Genomic DNA, 18,324 nt, shown 5'->3' on the forward strand with positions numbered 1-18,324 from the left:
CCACCGTGGACACGGTGGAGCGCCCCCATGACGAAACCCAACATCCTGATCCTGATGGTCGACCAGCTGAACGGGACGCTGTTCCCGGACGGCCCGGCGGATTGGCTTCATGCACCGAACCTGAAGCGCCTCGCCCGGCGTTCGACCCGCTTCGCGAATACCTACACTGCCTCACCGCTTTGCGCGCCCGGCCGTGGCGGCTTCATGTCCTCCATGCTGCCCTCCCGCACCGGCATCTACGACAACGCCGCCGAGTTCCGCGCCGACATCCCAACCTTTGCCCATCACCTTCGCCGCGCCGGCTACCAGACCTGCCTCTCGGGAAAGATGCATTTCGTGGGCCCCGACCAGCTCCACGGCTTCGAGGAACGGCTCACCACCGATATCTACCCCGCCGATTTTGGATGGACGCCCGACTACCGGAAACCGGGCGAACGGATCGACTGGTGGTATCACAACATGGGCTCCGTCACAGGCGCCGGCGTGGCCGAGATCACCAACCAGATGGAATACGACGACGAGGTCGCCCATTTCGCCTCGCAAAAGCTCTACGATCTCGCGCGGGGACAGGACGACCGGCCATGGTGCCTGACCGTCAGCTTCACCCATCCTCACGACCCCTACGTCGCCCGCCGTCGCTACTGGGACCTGTACGAAAAGTGCGAACACCTGACGCCCGAAGTCGCCGCGATGGCCTACGACGACCACGACGCGCATTCCATGCGCATCTTCGACGCCAACGACTGGCGCTCCTACGACATCTCGGACGAGCATATCGTCCGCGCCCGTCGCGGCTATTTCGCCAACATATCCTACCTTGACGACAAGATCGGCGACATCCTTCAAATCCTAGAAGACACGCGCCAGGAGGCCGTCATCGTCTTCGTCTCGGACCACGGCGACATGCTGGGCGAGCGCGGCCTCTGGTTCAAGATGAGCATGTTCGAAGGCTCGGCCCGGGTGCCCCTGATGATCGCGGCGCCGGAACTCGCGCCGGGCCGCATCGACACGCCCGTCTCGACCCTCGATCTTGGCCCGACCCTGGCGGACCTCGCAGGCATCGATCTCTCCGAACTCGCTCCCTGGACAGACGGCACCTCGCTCCTGCCGGTCGCCGGCGGTGCGAGCCGCCCCCCCGTGCCCCTCGAATACGCCGCCGAGGCCTCGATCGCCCCAATTGTCGCGCTCCGCGACGGACCGTGGAAATACATTCGCTGCGCTCCCGACCCCGACCTTCTCTTCAACCTCGACACCGACCCCCGTGAACTGACCAACCTCGCCCCGGACCCGGCCCATGCCGGGACGCTGGCGCGCCTGTCGAAACTCGCAGACACCAGGTGGGATCTCGCCCGTTTCGATGCCGACGTCCGCGCCAGCCAGGCCCGCCGCTGGGTCGTCTACGAGGCGCTTCGCAAGGGCGGCTACTACCCCTGGGACTTCCAGCCGCTGCAAAAGGCATCAGAGCGCTTCATGCGCAATCACATGGACCTCAACGACCTCGAGGAATCTCAGCGCTTTCCGCGCGGCGAATAGCCCCTTCTTTCTGGGCGAAATACGGCAGGGGGCGTGGGGGACAGCGTCCCCCACTTCGCACGAAGTGCCAGAAGGAATGCGCGCAACGCGCGCTCCTCAAAATGTCCTGAACTTCGGCACTTACCCGCCGGGCAGGCTTGCCATACGTTTTGCCGACGATTTCCTGACGCTTCGCCGCACGCCGCGTCAGGAGAGGCGCCTCACCACTTCGTCGGTCAGCGCCTGGAATTCTTCCGACCACGCGCCCTTGCCGCGCTCCATCACGCCCTTGCCGACGCCCATCGTCTCGGGAAAGGCCACCCGATGCCCCAGAACGCTCTCGGCCCGTGACACGCCCAACTCCTTCAGCGCATTGTCCACATCCGTTGCAACCCGCGTCCCGGCCTTGGCGCGGTTCAGCACGACCATGACCTCCGCCTTCTCCCGCGCCGCCATGTCCAGCACCCCTTCGGTCGCCCAGACATCCACCTGGGACGCCGAGACCGGCACGATCACAAGATCGCTCTCCCGGATCGCGGGCTTCAGATCGCTGTCGATCTTCGGCGGTGTGTCGACCAGAACATAATCGAATGTTTTCCGAAGCTTGTCGCACTCATAGGAGACCCCCCAGGCGCTTGCTGTCGAGAACTCCACGCCTGGATCACCGGCTTCCCGGCGCGTCATGAACCAGCGCCCCAGCGATCCCTGGGGGTCCGTGTCCAGAAGCACGACTTTCTTGCCTGACCTCGAAAGGGCAACGGCAAGGTTCGCCGCGATCGTCGTCTTGCCAGCTCCGCCCTTCTGCTGGGCAACCGTGATAACTTTACCGGCCATGATACGCCCCCTTTGCTGCGCCGCAGCATAAACGATGCTGCACAGCAACGCAAACGGGATTGCGCGTCCTGAATCACGCGCTCGGATACCCGATGTGGGTTCGATTGCAGCCAGAGAGGGAACTCAGCGACCTGCCGGAACGGCTGCAATCACCTCGATCTCGACCTTGAACTCAGGTCGCGTGAACCCAGCCACGATGACCAAGGTCGAAGCCGGCAACCGCGCGACATCCGCAAGCCACCTGTCGCGCGCAGCCATATATCCCGCCATGTACGTCCGGTCTGTCACGAAGGCATTAATGCGCACCACGTCGGCGCGGTTGGCGCCCCCCGCCGCGAGAATGGCATCGATGTTGGCGAAACAGATGTCCGCCTGCCCGCCCTCGTCGTCGGGAATCGACCCGTCCGCGGCCAGCCCAAGCTGACCCGAGGTGAAGATCAGGCGATGGCCCTCGGGCACTGAAACCCCATGCGCATAACGCGCGAAGGGCGGCGCAATCTCTTTCGGCTCAAGCATCTCCATGGCCAACTCCCGGGCTGCATCCAGGCGACTCTGCCGCGCCGTCCGCTCTCTCGCAAGCAAGTCCAAAAAGAAAAAGTTGCCCAAAAAGCGTGCGAATCACGCGGAACCGTCTATTTATTGCGCGACCGGAACATCGGCATGCTGAGGCGGTTGGGGAAAATTTGAAGGCGTGCTGCCGTGCCTCACATATGCCTGAAGAAAACAAAACCTGGAGGTGAGGATGTCCAAATTCAATTTTCTGTCCGGAGTCGCGATCGCCGCGCTGACCGGAACCGCCGTGTCTGCCGGCAGCCACCTGACCGAGGTCAGCTTTGGCACGAACTGGGTTGCCCAGGCCGAGCATGGCGGCTTCTATCAGTCCGTTGCGGACGGCACCTACGAAGAGTGCGGCCTCTCGGTAACCATTCTTCCCGGCGGCCCACAGGTCAACAACCGGGCACTGATGCTGGCAGGCCGAATCGACTTTCACATGGGCGGCGACCTTCTGCAGGCCTTCTCCGCCGTGAAGGAAGGCATCCCGGTCGTGTCCGTTGCTGCGATTTTCCAGAAACACCCGCAGGTCATCGTCGCCCACCCGGGCGAGGCTGAAAGCTGGGAGGACCTGAAAGACCTGACGCTTCTGATCGGTGACAACGGCTTCCAGTCCTACTACCAGTGGATGATCGCGGCCCACGGCTTTACTGCCGAGCAGCGTGAGCCCTACACCTTCAACCCCGCGCCGTTCCTGGCCGACAAAAGGAAAGGCATGCAGGGCTATCTCTCGTCCGAACCCTTCCTTGTCGAGAAGGAAGGAGGCTTCAAGCCCAACGTCTTCCTGATCGCAGACGCCGGATACTCGACCTATGCGACCACGATCGAAACCATGCAGCAAACCATCGACGAGCGTCCTGAAGTGGTGAAATGCTTCGTCGAAGGTTCGATCAAGGGCTGGTACAATTATCTCTATGGCGATCCTTCGGCCGCAAACGCGCTGATCCAGGAAGCCAACCCCGAGATGACAGCCGACAAGATCGCTTTCGCCATCGAGAAGATGAAGGAGAACGGAATCGCCGACTCCGGTGACTCGCTGGAACTCGGCATCGGCGTCATCACCGACGCCAAGGTCGAGGACTTCTTCAACAAGATGGTCGATGCCGGCGTCATTGAGGCCGATATCGACTGGAAGGCCGCCTACACGACCGAGTTCGTGGGCAAGGGCCTTGGCATGGACCTCAAGAACTGACTTGAGTACGACTTGAGGGGCTTGGCCGCGACCCATCGCGGCCAAGCCCTCTGCTGCCGGAGCCCGATATGTCACTTCCCATCGACCAGCGGCCGCCGCTTCTGCGGATGAGCCATGTCGAAAAGACCTTCAATGGCGATGTTGTCGCGCTGAAGGATATGCACCTCACCGTTAACGAAGGTGACTTCATGTCGCTTCTTGGCCCGTCCGGTTGCGGCAAGTCCACGGCTCTGCGCCTCATATCCGGACTGATCCATCCGACGCGCGGCAAGATCGAATGGGAAGGCGGACAAGGCGCGAACGACCTTGGCGTCGTGTTTCAGGAACCCACTCTGATGCCTTGGGCCACGGTGGCACAGAACGTTTGGCTGCCCTTTCGCCTCCGCGGCGTCGCCTACAACGAGGTCAAGGACGAGATCCTTCAGGCCCTTAAACTGGTCGGGCTGGAGAAGTTCCAGAACAGCTATCCCCGCGAACTGTCGGGAGGCATGAAGATGCGGGTCTCGATTGCCCGTGCAATGGTGACCAAACCACGCCTCATTCTTATGGACGAACCCTTTGCGGCACTGGACGAGATCACGCGATTCAAACTGAACAATGATCTTCTGGAGCTGAAGGCCGCCATTGGCTGCACCGTCATCTTCGTGACGCACTCCGTCTTCGAAAGCGTGTTTCTCTCGGACCGCATCATCGTCATGGCCGCGCGCCCCGGCCGCGTGATCCACGAACTGCATGTGGATACACCCTACCCCCGGCACGAGGATTTCCGAACCTCTGCCGAGTACGCCACCCATACCCGCGCCGCATCTGATGCGCTGCACGAAGCGATCGGAGAAGCCGCATGAGCGTCGCCGAAACAGCCCCTCCAGGCCCCGTCATCGACGAAGAGGAAGCCGCCCGCGCCCGGCGTGAACGGATCAACCGCGTCGCCAAATGGACGTTGCCGTCCCTGGTGATGGTCCTGTCGATCCTCGGCTGGCATCTCTACGTGACCATCAACGAGATCCCGCATTATATCCTGCCGGGCCCTCTGCTGGTGGCGAAATCTGTCTTCGAAGACTGGTCGCTGCTCTGGCCGGCCATGGTGACGACCTCGCGCCTTACGATCCTCGCCCTTCTCTTCGCCATTATCGGCGGCGTCGCACTCGCCATCGCATTTACCCAGTCGAAATGGGCCGAGATGAGCTTCTTTCCATACGCCGTCATTCTTCAGGTGACGCCCGTGGTCGCGATCGCGCCGCTCCTTCAAATCTATATCGACTCGGCCTTCATCGCCGCGCTTCTCTGCGCCTGGATCGTGGCGTTTTTCCCGATCCTGTCGAACACCACCATCGGCTTGAAAAGCGCGGACCACAATCTTCAGGATCTCTTCACCATCTACGGTGCCACGAGATGGCAACGACTACGGTATCTGGCAGCCCCGTCGGCATTGCCCTACTTTCTCGGCGGCCTGAAAATCGCGGGCGGCCTTGCCCTGATCGGCGCCGTGGTTGCCGAGTTCGTGATCGGCCGCGCGGGCACGGGCCTCGGCCTGGCCTCGACGCTTCTTGAGGCGTCCTACCGCTTCAATTTCGGTCGTCTCTACGCCGCTCTGATCCTGATCTCGACCATGGGCATCGTGATCTTCGCCATCACCTCGACCATCAGTCACCTGATGCTCCGCAAGTGGCACGAAAGTGCCCTGAAGCGCGACTGATGGCACGGTTCGGCGGAACAGACGGGCCGATCCGGCTCAGGAACGTCACGATCCCCGGGTGTTTCATCGGGCAATCTGATGACCTCGTCGTGACCGATCTCACGCTTTGGGGCGACAAGATCAGCGACCGGGGCGGAAAGGACATCGAGATGGACCGGGCGATGGTCCTGCCCTGCTTCGTCGACATGCACACCCATCTCGACAAGGGTCATATCTGGCCGCGGGCCGCGAACCCGGATGGAACCTTCATGGGGGCGTTGACCACGGTCGCGACCGACAGAGCGGCCAACTGGTCCGAGGAAGATGTGCGCGCGCGCATGGAGTTCTCGCTCAAATCCGCCTACGCTCACGGCACACGGGCCGTCCGCACCCATCTCGACTCCCTCGCGCCGCAGGACGAGATCTCCTGGCCGGTCTTCGCCGAACTCCGCGAGAAATGGGCCGGCAGAATCGAACTGCAGGCCTCAAGCCTCATCGGATGCGAGAGCTACGAGTCGATCATAGACAGCTACGCAAGCACTGCCGATATCGTCGCCGCATCGGGCGGCGTGCTGGGGATGGTCACCTATCCCGTCGCGGATCTGCGCTCGCGGGTTCTCGATCTCTTCGAACTTGCCGGCGCACGCGGCCTCGAGGTGGATTTTCACACCGATGAAACCATGGATGCCAGTTCGGAAACGCTGCGCATGATCGCCGAGACCGCGATCGAGATCGGCTGGGACAGGCCCGTTACGGTCGGCCATTGCTGTTCTCTTTCGACCCAGGACGAAGCGCGGGCGCTCGACACGCTCGACCTCGTCGCCAGGGCCGGAATCAACGTGGTCTCTCTGCCCATGTGCAACCTCTATCTGCAGGACAGGCATGCGGCCCGCACGCCCCGCTACCGAGGGATCACCTTGGTGCATGAAATGCGCGCTCGCGGGATAAACGTCAGTTTCGCGTCCGACAACACGCGCGATCCGTTCTACGCCTACGGCGACATGGACATGGTCGAAGTCATGCGACAGGCCACACGGATCGGGCATCTCGACCACTCCGACCCCGACTGGCCTCTTGCCTTCTCGGCAAATCCGGCCCAGGCCTGCTCACTTTCTTTGCCTTCGCTGGCGCCTGGCGCCCCCGCGGACATCATCATCTTCAAGGCGCGCGACTGGACCGAATTCTACTCGCGTCCTCAGTCTGACCGAATGGTGATCCGCGGCGGCAAGATGATCGACACCAGACTTCCGGACTATTCCGAACTCGACCACCTGATGGAACCATGACCATGAAAGACAATGTCGCCGCCGCAAAAGCCGCGCTCTCGCATCTCGACATCGAGGAAAAGGACGTCGCCATCAAGGCCGCAAGCCGCGACTTCTTCTGGTACTCGCCGGTGCTGAAAGCGCGTCTCGACCACGTCACGGCCGACTTCGTGGTCCGCCCACGCTCCGAGGCCGAGGTCATCGAGATCCTGAAGACCTGCTTCGCCCACGACTGCCCCGTGACCACCCGAGGCGCGGGCACCGGGAACTACGGCCAGGCCATGCCGCTCGAAGGCGGCTGCGTCATGCATCTCCGGCACATGGACAAGGTCAAGGAAATCCACCCCGGCCGCGTCATCACCGAACCCGGCGTCCTGCTGAAAGACCTGGACGCGGCGACGAAAAAGCACTCCGGCCAGGAACTCCGCATGTTCAGCAGCACATGGGCGACGGCCACCATCGGCGGCTTCATCGCCGGCGGCTCCGGCGGCGTCGGCTCCTGCACCTGGGGCTCGCTCCGCGATCTCGGGAACATCATCCGCCTCCGCGTCGTGACGATGGAAGCCGAGCCCCGCATCCTCGAATTCCGGGGCGATGAACTGGCCCGCGTCAGCCATGCCTACGGCACGAACGGCATCATCACCGAACTCGAAATGCCGCTGGCACCGGCCTACGACTGGACCGAGATGTTCGTTGCGACGGACGACTTCATGGATGCCGTCCGCTTTGCCGAGGACCTCGCCAATCAGGATGGCATCCTGATGAAGCTCGGCACCGTCTTCGAAGCCCCTATCGCACATGAATACTTCCAGCGCGTGAAGCCTTATGTTCAACCGGGAACGAACATGATCGGCCTGATGATCGCGCCGCATTCCATGGACGGCTTTCTGACCTTCCTCGGTCGCAGGCCGGAGGCCCGCCTGATCTACCGCTCCGACGATAACGACTGGGAGCGGGGGCCCGGTCCCGTGTTCGAATACGGCTGGAACCACACGACTCTCCGCGCCCTCAAGGTCGACCCGTCGATTACTTATCTTCAGGTCCGCTACGGTTTCCCCAACCACAAGGCCCTGATCGAGAAGATGCAGGCCAAGTTCAGCCCGGAGATACTCCAGCACCTCGAAGTCCTGCGCGAAAGCGGAAAGGTCATGTTCGCGGGCCTGACCCTCGTCAAGTTCACCACAGAGGAACGCCTCGACGAGATCATCCGTGCGCACGAAGAGGCCGGCGCAATGATCTTCAACCCGCACCGCTACACACTCGAGGAAGGCGGGCGACAGACCGTCGATGACCGCCAGCTCCGCTTCAAGCGCGAGGCCGACCCGAAAGGTCTTCTGAACCCAGGCAAGATGATCTCCTGGGACGACCCGGACTGGTCCTACGACCGGATGTACGCCTATCCCAAGCTCCAGCCCGCGGAATAAGATGCATTTGACGGAAATGCTCTTTCCTCTTGGCAAAAATACTTCAAGGGGGCTGCGCCCTGCGCAGCGGGGGACGGCGTCCCCCTCCACCGGTCACCGCCGATGAAAGCCCTCGTGCTCTTCGCGCATCCCTGCGAGGAAAGCTTCGGGTCCGCGCTCCACGCGGGGATCGTCGACAGTCTCACGGCCCGGGGATGGGACGTGGATGATTGCGACCTCTACGCCGAAAAGTTCCAGCCGATCCTCACGACTGAAGAGCGCCGCCGCTACCACGAAGTACCCGCCAATATCGAACCCGTGCGAGACTATGTCGAACGCCTGCGCGCCGCCGAGGCGCTGATCTTCTCCTTCCCGGTCTGGAACTTCGGATACCCCGCGATCCTTAAGGGCTTTCTCGACCGCGTATTTCTGCCCGGCGTCTCGTTCAAGCTTGTCGACGGCAAGGTGCGCCCCAACCTCACAAACATCCGCAAGCTCGCGGCCGTGACAACTTACGGCGGTACGCGCCTGCGAGCCTTCGGCGCGGGAGACCCTCCGCGAAAGCACTTCACCCGCGCGGTCTGGCACGTCACCCGGCCGGAAACGATGAAATACCTCGCCCTCTACGACATGAACCGCGCCGATGACGCCCGGCGCGCGGCCTTCCTCGACCGTGTGAAACGCGAGATGGGGGCGCTGTGAAGGCTCTCGTCGTCTATTGCCATCCGCGCGGCGAAAGCTTCACCGCCGCCGTCCGCGACACCGTGCTCGACCGCCTCTCCGCAATGGGCATCGAAACCCGCCTGATCGACCTTTACGCGCGCGGCTTCGACCCGGTTCTGTCGGCCACCGAGCACGAATGCTACGAGAACCACCCCGAGAACTGCGCCCCAGTCCAAAGCGACGTCGATGACCTTCAATGGGCCGACACGCTGATCTTCATCTATCCGACTTGGTGGTATGGCCTTCCAGCCATGCTCAAAGGCTGGCTCGATCGCGTCTTCCTGCCGGAAGTTGCCTTCCTGATGCCGACGCCAGAGCGGAAATCCATCGCCCGCGGGCTCGAGCATATCAAACGTCTCGGTGTCTTTACCACATGCGGCGCGCCCTGGTGGCTGACCACATTCGTCGGTGCGCCTGGAAAACGCACGATCCTGCGCGGTGTCGGCCTGCTTTGCGCGAAGGGCTGTCGCAAAGCCTTCGCAGCGCATTACCTGATGGATAGCTCCACCGATGCTTCCCGAAAAGCCCACCTTGACCGCGTCGCCCGCAAGATGGATCGTTTCCTCAGCTAGCAAGGAGCTCCGCCAATGATCCCCGTTCTCGACTGGTCACGTTTCACCTCCGGCAAAGATCGCGACGGCTTCGTGAAGGACCTCGGCAATGCCTGCCGCGACACGGGCTTCTTCCTCGTCTCGGGCCACGGCATCCCGCAAATCTTGATAAATGATGCTTTCAAGGCCGCCGACGACTTCTTTGCGCTGCCGACCGAGGTCAAGGCCGCCTCCGATATCCGCAAGTCCCGCAACAACCGCGGCTGGTCCGCCGAGGGCACCGAGAATCTCGACGACTCCAAGCCCGACCAGGTCGACCGGAAGGAAGCATTCAACATCGGGCTGGAACTTGCCGACGATGACCCCCGCATGGGACAGCCTTTCCGTGGCCCTAACAACTGGCCAGACCTCCCCGGCTTCCGCGATACAATGCTGGCCTATTTCAATGCGGTTCACCAGCTCGGCATCGACCTGCACCACGCCATTGCCCTCGATCTCGATCTCACCGAGGATTACTTCGATCCGTTCCTCGACGAACCTCTCGCGACGCTCCGCATGTTGCACTACCCCGCAGGCGATCCGGCCCCGGGCACAATCGGCGCGGGCGAGCATACCGACTATGGCTCGATAACCGTCCTGATGGGCGACGGCGAGCCCGGCCTTCAGGTCAAGCCGCGCGGCAAGGACTGGATCGACGTGCCCGCCATTCCAGGCGCCTTCATCATCAACATCGCCGATTGCCTGATGCGCTGGACGAACGACATCTACGTCTCCACGCCGCACCGTGTTCTGGTGCCGAAAAACCAGCGCCGCAGCCTCGCCTTCTTCCTCGACCCGAACCCTGACGCCGTGATCGAAGCGCTTCCAGGCACGGGCGCCGCGAAGTACCCGCCAGTTACCGGCGCCGAATATCTCAAGATGCGCCTCGACGCGACCTACAAGGACAAGGTGACCGCATGACCCGCCGCCTCGACTGGGCCGACTACCGTGCGTCCGAATACGCCGACATCGATCCCGAACAAACCATCGCGATACTTCCGACCGCTGCCATCGAACAGCACGGCCCCCATCTGCCTGTGGGCGTCGATACGATGATTGCCGAAGGCATGCTGGCGGAATTGCGGCGGCAGTGCCCGGACGATCTCGATATCCGCATCTTGCCAGTTCAGGCCGTCGGCAAGTCCAACGAACACCTGTTTGCCAAAGGCACGCTGACCTACACCGCCGAAACGGCCCTTCGCGCATGGACCGAGATCGGACTGTCGGTCGCCCGCGCAGGCGTGCGGAAGATCGTCATCGTCAACAGTCACGGCGGCAACCTCGATCTCGTATCGATCCTCAGCCGCGAATTGCGCGTGCGCGCCGGGATGCTGGCCATAAAGTGCCAGTGGGGCGGCTTTGGCGCTCCCGAAGGTCTCTACACGGAGCGAGAGGTAAAATTCGGAATTCACGGAGGCGATCGCGAGACTTCGCTGATGCTCCATTTCCGACCCGAAACGGTGGATATGACCAAGGCTCGCGATTTCGTCTCTTCAGCCGAAGCAACACCGATCCCACCCATCGGCCCGCTCTCCTACGGTTGGATCGCAACCGATCTCAGCGCTGATGGCACTGTGGGCGAAGCGCATCTGGCGACCGCAACCAAAGGCAAGGTGACCTGCGAGCACCAGGTCGAGGGTTTCATCGATCTGCTGCGCAAGGTGAAAGCTCAAAAACTGAGCATGTTTAGGCCGGTTTCCGCCGACTATACTTAAGAACAATTCAATCGTTTGTTGACTTGGTTTTTATTTGCCAGTGCTATCGAGGGAACGGAAAAACCGTTTTCGGGGCAACGACCCTAAGGAGAGGTACATGGCAGTCGGAGCAGTGGCGTTAAGCTTTTCAGCGGCAGTGATCGGATCGGCATTCCTGATCTATTTGAACGGGTTGGGCCTTTGGCAAGGCGTGGCAACCTACTCCGCCTTCGGGTTGGTTGCTCTCACGGCGATCCTGTCCGTGGCGGCGATCGGCCTTGAGGCCGGCGAAAACTAGGTTGCCCGGACAACCCGGGGCAAAGCGGACCGGTCTCAGGCGGAATAGTCCGCAACCCGGTCCCGGAATTTCTCGAAAAACTGCGCGGCCAGTTTCTTGGACGTGGACTGCACCAGCCGACTACCCAGCTGAGCCAGCTTGCCGCCGATATCGGCCTTCGCCTCATACCGCAACAAGGTCTCTTGACCACGGTCTTCCAGAACCACGTCGGCACCTCCTTTTGCAAATCCGGCAGCGCCGCCACTTCCCTTTCCCGACAGCGAAAACCTCTCTGGAGCGCCCGCCGGATCCAGCGTGACTTGGCCCGCGAACCGTGCCTTGACGGGACCGACCTTCAGCACGACCTTCGCCTCCAGTTCGTTATCCCCGGTTCGCTCCAATTCTTCGCAGCCGGGGATGCAGTCCTTCAGAACATCCGTGTCATTCAGCGCCGCATAAACGATGTCACGAGGCGCTGGAATAAGGATTTCGTCACTCAGGTCCATAGTCGGTCTCCTTTCTGTCAGCTCACCAGAGCCGGACAGCTCTGCGGATTCATCTGCCGGCGCTCAGGCAAGCCCCAGCTTCTCGGCCATACCGATACGCTGCATCTTGCCCGTCGCGCCCTTCGGAATTTCATCCAGTATGACGACCTTCCGCGGCACCTTGAAATCCGCCATGCGCTCGGCGGCGAAAGCCCGGATGTCCTGTTCGGAGGCGTTTTCGCCATCCCTTAGGACCACCGCCGCACCAACCTCTTCGCCCAGCTTTGCATGGGGAATCGCAAAGGCAACGCACTGGGCGATCGCGGGATGGTCCATCAGAACCTCGTCCACCTCCAGCGGGCTGATCTTTTCTCCGCCCCGGTTGATGATCTCCTTGAGACGACCTGTCAGCCTCAGGTACCCTTCGCCGTCGAAGGCACCCTGGTCGCCAGTCCGGAACCACCGCTGCCCTTCGGCCTCGAAGAAGCTCTTGGCGTTGGCCTCAGGATTGCCCTCGTAGCCCGGGGTGACGTTCGGCCCCGAGATCACGACTTCGCCGGTGCCGCCGATCAAACGGTCCTCGATCTCGTGCGCGATGCGCACCTTTGGCCCGGCCTCGACACCCACCGAGCCCGGCTTCTGCGCACGAGGCGGCAGCGGGTTGGAGCACATCTGGTGCGCGGCCTCGGTCATACCATAACCCTCGATGACCGGGGCGCCGAAGGTTTCGGCAAGAGCTTCGAAGACCTGCGGCGGCAGCGACGCCGACGAAGACCGAAGGAATCTCAGCGGCACATCCGCAATCACCTCGGCATTTCTTCCCGCCCGGCTCAGGATCGCCTGATGCATCGTCGGCACGGCGGTATACCACGTCGGCCGCGCCTCGTTCATCCAGCCGAAGAAGCGCAATGCATCGAACCCGGGCGCGCACCAGATCGATGCGCCTGCCGCAAGCGAGGCCGAGACCGCCGCGACCAGACCGTGGATATGGAACAAGGGCATGACGTTCAGGCATCTGTCCGAAGACGACAGTTCCAGCGAGCCGCGAATATTCTGAGCCGATGCCGCAACGTTCGACTGCAGCAGGGGAACGATCTTGGGTCTCGAGGTAGTGCCGGAAGTATGGAGGATAAGCGCCACATCATCGGGCCCCGGCTCGCCCTCGGCCACCGCCGACGCAGGGCCGCTCAGACGAAACGATCCAGCCGGCGCGCCATCATCGACGGACAAGCGCAGAACCGACAGCCCAAACCGCTCGGCAGCAGCCAGAGCTGGCCCGTCATAGTCCTCGCCGACAACGATCGCCTTCGCCTTCAGGTCCTCGAGATAGAACGCGAACTCGTCCTCGCGATAGGCAGGGTTCAACGGTGCAGTCACCGCCGCCTGCGCGATGGTGACGAAGGCTGCAGCCATCTCCGGTCCGTTCGGCAGAACAATCGCGACCCGATCGGAAGGCCCGATTCCAAAACTGTTCAGAGCCGCCCGAACATCAGACGCCAGCGCCCGCAGGCCGCCATAGGTCAACCAGTCGCGTCCAGGCGCTCCAAGTGCCGGGGCATCCGCCGGATGGTCTTTGATCAGTTCGGCAAGTGTTGCTGCCATGTCGTCCTCCCTCGTTCCGGAAACGACTTATCCCGCATCCGATGCCAAGGCAAACGTCACGGCTGGCTCGCAACAAAAACGCCGGGCCCGATGAGCCCGGCGCCAGAATTTCAGGCGGTTACGACCGTCAGGCCACCACCTCGTAGCCCGCCTTCGTCATGACCCGCATCAGTTCGGCATGACCGATCTCGGCCATTTTCACCGGCGGCGCCTTGACCGGATCCTGCTCGGCTTCGACCACGAACCAGCCCTCGTAACCGTAATCGGCAAGCCGCTGGACGATTGCCTCGAAATCCAGCGATCCATCGCCCGGTACCGTGAAAGCACCCTTGATCACGGCATCAAGGAAACTCTCCTTCGACCAATCCAGCCCGTCCACCACGGATTGCCGGATGTCCTTGGTGTGCACATGGGTGATCCGGGCGTGATACTTGTCGATCGCCGCCAAGGGATCGCCCCCGGCAAACGCAAGGTGACCCGCATCCAGAAGCAGGGGAATCCCCTCCCCCGAGGCCGCCATGAAGGCATCCAGCTCATGCTCGAACTGCACGACCGCAGCCATATGGTGATGATAGGCAAGCGGCATACCCTGCTCGGCGCACCACTCACCGAACTCCGTCAGACGGCGGCCATAAGCCTTCATTTCTTCGTCGCCGAGAACGGCCTTTCGGTCCAGGGGTGTATTGCGCTGCCCCTGGATAGACCGGCCGACTTCGCCATAAACGATGCAAGGCGCGTCGACGGCCTTGAAAAGCTCGATCATGGGCTGGATGCGGTCCTTGTTGACCGACAATTCCTCGTCCACCAGCGTTCCCGAGAACCAGCCTCCGCACAACGTGACGTCGGCCGCGCGCAGGATGGGCAGCATCTCGTCGGGGTCGGTCGGAAAACGCTGCCCCAACTCCATACCGGTGAACCCGGCTGCCCGGGATTGCCGCAGGCATTCTTCCAGGCTCACATCGTCCGACAATTCGGGAAGATCGTCGTTCCACCAGGCGATGGGCGACATACCAAGTTTGGCTTTCATTTGCGTTACACTCCGACGCGCTGTTTCTTGCGGATATCTTCCTGATGGGCGCGGGCCTCGTTCACCGTCTTGCGGTCAGAAACCTCCGGCACGCCCACATCCCAGTCGGCATCTCCGGGAACCCAGCTATAGGCATCCGTGACGATGGACAAGACGGTCGTGCGGTCGGTTGTCTTGGCCCATTCCAGCGCGGCTTCCAGATCGGCCAGGCTTTCGCAATGCCGCGCTTCGGCGCCCATCGCGCGGGCATGTCCGGCGAAATCGACATGCAGCGGTTCGCCCCCGCCCTTGACCCGGCAATCCTTCAGCAGGTTGTTGAACCCCGGAGTGCCCTTGAACTGCTGCAGCCTGTTGATAACGGCAAAGCCGCCATTGTCGCAGATGACCACGATCATCTTGTGACCAGTCAGAACAGTCGAATAGATGTCCGAGTTCATCATCAGATACGAGCCGTCTCCGACCATGACAAATACCTCGCGTTCGCCCTTCCCGGCCATCGCGTTGCCCCAGCCACCGGCCACCTCGTAGCCCATGCACGAGAAACCGAACTCCAGATCGAAGGTATTCGGGTTCTTCACCCGCCAGCCCTTAGCAACTTCACCGGGCAGGCCACCTGCGGCGGTCAGCATGTGGTCATTCTCGCCCGCGGCCTCGTTCACCTTCGCAACGACCTGGGCATAGGTAGGCACCGGTGCGTTGGTGGGCGCCTGGTGCTCGTCCAGCAGCCGGTTCCAATCCGCGAACAGAGCTTTCGCGTGCTCCATATGCGACGCCGGAAGCGACCAATCGCCAAGCGCACCGTCCAGTTCGTTCACGCCCTCCAAGGCGTCTCCAACGACGGCAACGGCCCGGTGCTTGGTTGCATCCCAGCGTGCCGCGTTGATGGAGATGAACCTCGCGTCCTTGGCAAATGCAGTCCACGAGCCGGTCGTGAAGTCCTGAAGCCGGGTTCCTATAGCAACGACGACATCCGCTTTTTCTGCCAGTTCATTGGCGCTGGTGGAACCGATGATACCGATCGGACCGGCATGGACAGGGTGATCGTGGGTCAGCGACCCTTTGCCGGCAATCGTCTCGACAACCGGAATCCCGCGCTTTGCAGCGAAGGCAGCAACGGCCGCTTCAGCACCCGAATACCGCACCCCGCCCCCGGCGATGATCACCGGTGCCTTGGCCGTCTTCAGAACCGCGGCGGCCTCCTCGACGGCAGTCCGGTCGGGCCGGGGACGCGGAATACGCCACACCTTCGGCTCGAAGAACGCGTCTGGATAGTCGAACGCCAGTTCCTGCGTGTCCTGCGGCAGCGCGATGAAGGCCGGGCCGCAATCGGCAGGGTCCAGCATCGCGGCAATCGCCTGCGGAAAACTCGCCATCAACTGGGCCGGGTGGGTGATGCGATCCCAGTACCGGGACACGGCCTTGAACGAATCGTTCACCGTGATCGTCGGATTTCCGAAATGCTCCACCTGCTGCAGCACAGGATCGGGCAAACGGTTTGTAAACGTATCGCCCGCCAGAAGCAGAACGGGCAGACGGTTCGCATGGGCAAGCCCCGCTGCCGTCACCATGTTCAGTGCCCCCGGTCCGATCGACGACGTGGCCACCATAAGCTGCCGCCGCCTCATCGCTTTCGCGTAACCGATCGCGGCAAGCGCCATGGATTGCTCGTTCTGGCCCCGCCACGTCGGCAGTTGATCCTGAACCGCCTCCAGCGCCTCGGACAGACACGTCACGTTGCCATGTCCGAAAATGCCGAAGACGCCGGCAAAAAGTGGTACGCGCTCACCGTCGATCTCGGTGAACTGGTTGCAGAGGTACCGCACCACGGCTTGAGCCATGGTCAGGCGTTGAGTTCCCTGAGCCATCGTGAATCCTCCCTTTTGTACTGACATTGTTTATTGACACGCAGCCCGTCTTGCAACGATTATTGCGGCCGGGAGGAAACTGCACCAAACAATTCGCGCCCTTTGCAGCGCAGTCGCCTGGCGGGAAGTCCGGGCAAAGCCGCAACGGCAAGCGCGATGGGCCGGAATTCACGCGGCGGAAAAACGCATGTACGAAGACTACGGACTATTTATCGACGGGAAATGGCGCCCGGCCACTGATGGCGCGACGACCGATGTCCTCAGCCCTGTGACGGAGCAGGCGATAGGAAAAGCGCCCAGCGCTAGCGCTGCCGATACGCAAGCCGCGCTCGATGCCGCCGAGCGGGGGCTCGCCACATGGCGCAAACTCCCCGCCTTTGACCGAGCCGACGCGCTCCACCGCATCGCCGACGCGATGCTGGCCTCTGCCGAAAGGGCCGCCCGCATCATCTCGACCGAGACTGGTCGTCCGCTGGCGCAGTCCCAGCGTGAATGGGTACTGTCGACAGACCAGTTCCGCTGGCATGCGGAAGAGGCACGCCGAATCTATGGCCGGATCGTCGAAAGCCGCGCGCCCGGCGGACGGTTCGAGGTCCATCACCAGCCCATGGGGGTGGTCGCCGCGTTCACCGCATGGAACTTCCCTGCAGCGCTTCCCTCACGCAAGATCGCTCCGGCCCTGGCGGCAGGATGCTCGATCATCGTCCGACCCTCCAGCCAGACACCCGGCAGCGCGATGATCCTGTTCGAATGCCTCAGGGCGGGCAACCTGCCCGACGGAACGGTCGGCCTTCTGATCGGCTCGACCGCGAACACATATGGCCCGCTGATGGCCTCCAAGGCGGTCCGCAAGGTCTCGCTTACCGGCTCGACCCGGGTCGGTCAGCAGATGATCCGCGATGCGGCCGACACGATGAAGAAGGTCTCGATGGAGCTGGGCGGCAACGCGCCCTGCATCATCCATGACGATGCCGATCTCGACAAAGCACTCGACATACTTGTCCCGACCAAATTCGCCAACTGCGGGCAGGTCTGCGTCACCCCAGATCGCTTCTTTGTCCACGAAAGCCGCCATGACGATTTCGTCGAAGGCTTCGTCAGTCGCGCCAGAAAAATCGTCCTCGGTAACGGCCTCGACGAGGGCGTGACAATGGGCCCTCTCATCAACGCCCGGCGCCTGCAGGAGGTGGAGAGTGTCGTCGCCGAAGCAGTCCGCGACGGCGCGACATTGGCGACAGGCGGCAAGCGCGCGAGCGGCTTCAACGCAGGGCATTTCTATGAGCCAACCGTCATGACCTCGGTCACCGATGGCATGCGTGTCATGGCGGACGAGAACTTCGGACCCGTGGCCGCCATTACAACTTTCCGGTCAGACGACGAGGTGATCGAGCGCGCAAACGCCACCGACATGGGGCTGGCCGCCTATGCCTTCACCACGTCCCAGGCGCGTGCGCGTCAGGCTGTATCCGAACTGAAATCGGGGATGGTCGGTATTAACTCCGTCGCACTCGCGGCCGCCGAAGCGCCATTTGGAGGAACCGGTTTCTCGGGAATGGGACGCGAAGGCGGCATTGAAGCCATTCGCGATTACCTTGATACGAAGATGGCCCAGGTCGCCGTCTGAAAGG

At 62.3% G+C, this 18,324-nt stretch carries 18 protein-coding genes; 12 read left to right on the forward strand and 6 right to left on the reverse strand.

Annotated elements, in window-relative coordinates:
* The first annotated feature begins 27 nt into the window (after nucleotides 1-27).
* On the forward strand, nucleotides 28-1,533 hold the full coding sequence (gene betC / locus ACKLNI_RS17620) for a choline-sulfatase (RefSeq protein ID WP_413720408.1): 1,506 nt from the start codon (nucleotides 28-30) through the stop codon (nucleotides 1,531-1,533).
* Between the two features lie 186 nt (nucleotides 1,534-1,719).
* Here the strand turns inward: betC and parA are convergent, their stop codons facing one another.
* Nucleotides 1,720-2,346: a ParA family partition ATPase gene (gene parA, locus ACKLNI_RS17625; RefSeq protein ID WP_413720409.1), complete on the reverse strand. Its 627-nt coding sequence runs from the start codon at nucleotides 2,344-2,346 to the stop codon at nucleotides 1,720-1,722.
* A 123-nt stretch (nucleotides 2,347-2,469) separates the two neighbouring features.
* Nucleotides 2,470-2,868, reverse strand: coding sequence for a RidA family protein (locus ACKLNI_RS17630; RefSeq protein WP_413720410.1), 399 nt, complete (start codon nucleotides 2,866-2,868; stop codon nucleotides 2,470-2,472).
* A 220-nt stretch (nucleotides 2,869-3,088) separates the two neighbouring features.
* Here ACKLNI_RS17630 and ACKLNI_RS17635 point away from each other — a divergent pair, with 220 nt between their 5' ends.
* The 10 genes from ACKLNI_RS17635 (at nucleotide 3,089) to ACKLNI_RS17680 (ending at nucleotide 11,738) form a co-directional block, all read left to right on the forward strand.
* Nucleotides 3,089-4,090 (forward strand): ABC transporter substrate-binding protein, encoded by a 1,002-nt coding sequence (locus ACKLNI_RS17635; protein WP_413720411.1) that lies wholly within the window; start codon nucleotides 3,089-3,091, stop codon nucleotides 4,088-4,090.
* 68 nt (nucleotides 4,091-4,158) lie between these two features.
* Nucleotides 4,159-4,935, forward strand: coding sequence for an ABC transporter ATP-binding protein (locus ACKLNI_RS17640; RefSeq protein WP_413720412.1), 777 nt, complete (start codon nucleotides 4,159-4,161; stop codon nucleotides 4,933-4,935).
* Complete coding sequence (locus ACKLNI_RS17645) at nucleotides 4,932-5,786, forward strand: ABC transporter permease (protein WP_413720413.1); 855 nt, start codon at nucleotides 4,932-4,934, stop codon at nucleotides 5,784-5,786. Before ACKLNI_RS17640 ends, ACKLNI_RS17645 begins: the two co-directional genes overlap by 4 nt.
* Nucleotides 5,786-7,051 carry a cytosine deaminase gene (locus tag ACKLNI_RS17650; RefSeq protein WP_413720414.1) on the forward strand — a complete coding sequence of 422 codons (1,266 nt, stop codon included), beginning with the start codon at nucleotides 5,786-5,788 and terminating at the stop codon, nucleotides 7,049-7,051. Before ACKLNI_RS17645 ends, ACKLNI_RS17650 begins: the two co-directional genes overlap by 1 nt.
* Nucleotides 7,048-8,454 carry an FAD-binding oxidoreductase gene (locus ACKLNI_RS17655; RefSeq protein WP_413720415.1) on the forward strand — a complete coding sequence of 469 codons (1,407 nt, stop codon included), beginning with the start codon at nucleotides 7,048-7,050 and terminating at the stop codon, nucleotides 8,452-8,454. The genes ACKLNI_RS17650 and ACKLNI_RS17655 overlap by 4 nt, the downstream gene beginning before the upstream one ends.
* A 102-nt stretch (nucleotides 8,455-8,556) precedes the next feature.
* Nucleotides 8,557-9,135 carry an NAD(P)H-dependent oxidoreductase gene (locus ACKLNI_RS17660; RefSeq protein ID WP_413720416.1) on the forward strand — a complete coding sequence of 193 codons (579 nt, stop codon included), beginning with the start codon at nucleotides 8,557-8,559 and terminating at the stop codon, nucleotides 9,133-9,135.
* Complete coding sequence (locus tag ACKLNI_RS17665; RefSeq protein ID WP_413720417.1) at nucleotides 9,132-9,728, forward strand: NAD(P)H-dependent oxidoreductase; 597 nt, start codon at nucleotides 9,132-9,134, stop codon at nucleotides 9,726-9,728. The genes ACKLNI_RS17660 and ACKLNI_RS17665 overlap by 4 nt, the downstream gene beginning before the upstream one ends.
* 15 nt (nucleotides 9,729-9,743) lie before the next feature.
* Nucleotides 9,744-10,667, forward strand: a complete 924-nt coding sequence (locus tag ACKLNI_RS17670; RefSeq protein WP_413720418.1) for an isopenicillin N synthase family dioxygenase — start codon at nucleotides 9,744-9,746, stop codon at nucleotides 10,665-10,667.
* Nucleotides 10,664-11,461: a creatininase family protein gene (locus ACKLNI_RS17675; protein WP_413720419.1), complete on the forward strand. Its 798-nt coding sequence runs from the start codon at nucleotides 10,664-10,666 to the stop codon at nucleotides 11,459-11,461. The genes ACKLNI_RS17670 and ACKLNI_RS17675 overlap by 4 nt, the downstream gene beginning before the upstream one ends.
* Nucleotides 11,462-11,558: 97 nt before the next feature.
* Nucleotides 11,559-11,738, forward strand: coding sequence for a hypothetical protein (locus ACKLNI_RS17680; protein WP_413720420.1), 180 nt, complete (start codon nucleotides 11,559-11,561; stop codon nucleotides 11,736-11,738).
* Between the two features lie 35 nt (nucleotides 11,739-11,773).
* On the opposite strand, the gene ACKLNI_RS17685 is transcribed toward ACKLNI_RS17680, so the two are convergent.
* The 4 genes from ACKLNI_RS17685 to iolD all read right to left on the reverse strand — a co-directional run bounded on the left by ACKLNI_RS17685 (nucleotide 11,774) and on the right by iolD (nucleotide 16,696).
* Nucleotides 11,774-12,223: an SRPBCC family protein gene (locus tag ACKLNI_RS17685; protein ID WP_413720421.1), complete on the reverse strand. Its 450-nt coding sequence runs from the start codon at nucleotides 12,221-12,223 to the stop codon at nucleotides 11,774-11,776.
* A gap of 63 nt (nucleotides 12,224-12,286) precedes the next feature.
* A complete protein-coding gene (locus ACKLNI_RS17690; protein WP_413720422.1) occupies nucleotides 12,287-13,804 on the reverse strand; it encodes an acyl--CoA ligase in 1,518 nt (505 codons plus the stop codon).
* A 127-nt stretch (nucleotides 13,805-13,931) separates the two neighbouring features.
* Nucleotides 13,932-14,831, reverse strand: coding sequence for a myo-inosose-2 dehydratase (gene iolE / locus ACKLNI_RS17695; protein ID WP_413720423.1), 900 nt, complete (start codon nucleotides 14,829-14,831; stop codon nucleotides 13,932-13,934).
* Nucleotides 14,832-14,836: 5 nt separating this feature from the next.
* Entirely contained in the window at nucleotides 14,837-16,696 is a 1,860-nt protein-coding gene (gene iolD, locus ACKLNI_RS17700; RefSeq protein ID WP_413720424.1) for a 3D-(3,5/4)-trihydroxycyclohexane-1,2-dione acylhydrolase (decyclizing), read from the reverse strand.
* A 187-nt stretch (nucleotides 16,697-16,883) separates the two neighbouring features.
* On the opposite strand from iolD, the gene ACKLNI_RS17705 reads away from it, so the two are divergent.
* On the forward strand, nucleotides 16,884-18,320 hold the full coding sequence (locus ACKLNI_RS17705; RefSeq protein ID WP_413720425.1) for an NAD-dependent succinate-semialdehyde dehydrogenase: 1,437 nt from the start codon (nucleotides 16,884-16,886) through the stop codon (nucleotides 18,318-18,320).
* Nucleotides 18,321-18,324 lie beyond the last annotated feature (4 nt).

It is taken from the genome of Silicimonas lutimaris, from assembly GCF_047314965.1.
GTDB lineage: Bacteria > Pseudomonadota > Alphaproteobacteria > Rhodobacterales > Rhodobacteraceae > JAVJUV01.

Excerpts from the sequence above, each read along its gene's own strand:
- ACKLNI_RS17680 (WP_413720420.1), top strand. The coding sequence starts at position 11,559 with ATGGCAGTCGGAGCAGTGGCGTTAAGCTTTTCAGCGGCAGTGATCGGA.
- ACKLNI_RS17635 (WP_413720411.1), top strand. The coding sequence starts at position 3,089 with ATGTCCAAATTCAATTTTCTGTCCGGAGTCGCGATCGCCGCGCTGACC.
- ACKLNI_RS17670 (WP_413720418.1), top strand. The coding sequence starts at position 9,744 with ATGATCCCCGTTCTCGACTGGTCACGTTTCACCTCCGGCAAAGATCGC.
- ACKLNI_RS17655 (WP_413720415.1), top strand. The coding sequence starts at position 7,048 with ATGACCATGAAAGACAATGTCGCCGCCGCAAAAGCCGCGCTCTCGCAT.
- ACKLNI_RS17705 (WP_413720425.1), top strand. The coding sequence starts at position 16,884 with ATGTACGAAGACTACGGACTATTTATCGACGGGAAATGGCGCCCGGCC.
- ACKLNI_RS17685 (WP_413720421.1), bottom strand. The coding sequence starts at position 12,223 with ATGGACCTGAGTGACGAAATCCTTATTCCAGCGCCTCGTGACATCGTT.
- parA (WP_413720409.1), bottom strand. The coding sequence starts at position 2,346 with ATGGCCGGTAAAGTTATCACGGTTGCCCAGCAGAAGGGCGGAGCTGGC.
- iolE (WP_413720423.1), bottom strand. The coding sequence starts at position 14,831 with ATGAAAGCCAAACTTGGTATGTCGCCCATCGCCTGGTGGAACGACGAT.
- ACKLNI_RS17630 (WP_413720410.1), bottom strand. The coding sequence starts at position 2,868 with ATGGAGATGCTTGAGCCGAAAGAGATTGCGCCGCCCTTCGCGCGTTAT.
- ACKLNI_RS17640 (WP_413720412.1), top strand. The coding sequence starts at position 4,159 with ATGTCACTTCCCATCGACCAGCGGCCGCCGCTTCTGCGGATGAGCCAT.
- ACKLNI_RS17690 (WP_413720422.1), bottom strand. The coding sequence starts at position 13,804 with ATGGCAGCAACACTTGCCGAACTGATCAAAGACCATCCGGCGGATGCC.
- betC (WP_413720408.1), top strand. The coding sequence starts at position 28 with ATGACGAAACCCAACATCCTGATCCTGATGGTCGACCAGCTGAACGGG.
- ACKLNI_RS17660 (WP_413720416.1), top strand. The coding sequence starts at position 8,557 with ATGAAAGCCCTCGTGCTCTTCGCGCATCCCTGCGAGGAAAGCTTCGGG.
- ACKLNI_RS17675 (WP_413720419.1), top strand. The coding sequence starts at position 10,664 with ATGACCCGCCGCCTCGACTGGGCCGACTACCGTGCGTCCGAATACGCC.
- ACKLNI_RS17650 (WP_413720414.1), top strand. The coding sequence starts at position 5,786 with ATGGCACGGTTCGGCGGAACAGACGGGCCGATCCGGCTCAGGAACGTC.
- iolD (WP_413720424.1), bottom strand. The coding sequence starts at position 16,696 with ATGGCTCAGGGAACTCAACGCCTGACCATGGCTCAAGCCGTGGTGCGG.
- ACKLNI_RS17645 (WP_413720413.1), top strand. The coding sequence starts at position 4,932 with ATGAGCGTCGCCGAAACAGCCCCTCCAGGCCCCGTCATCGACGAAGAG.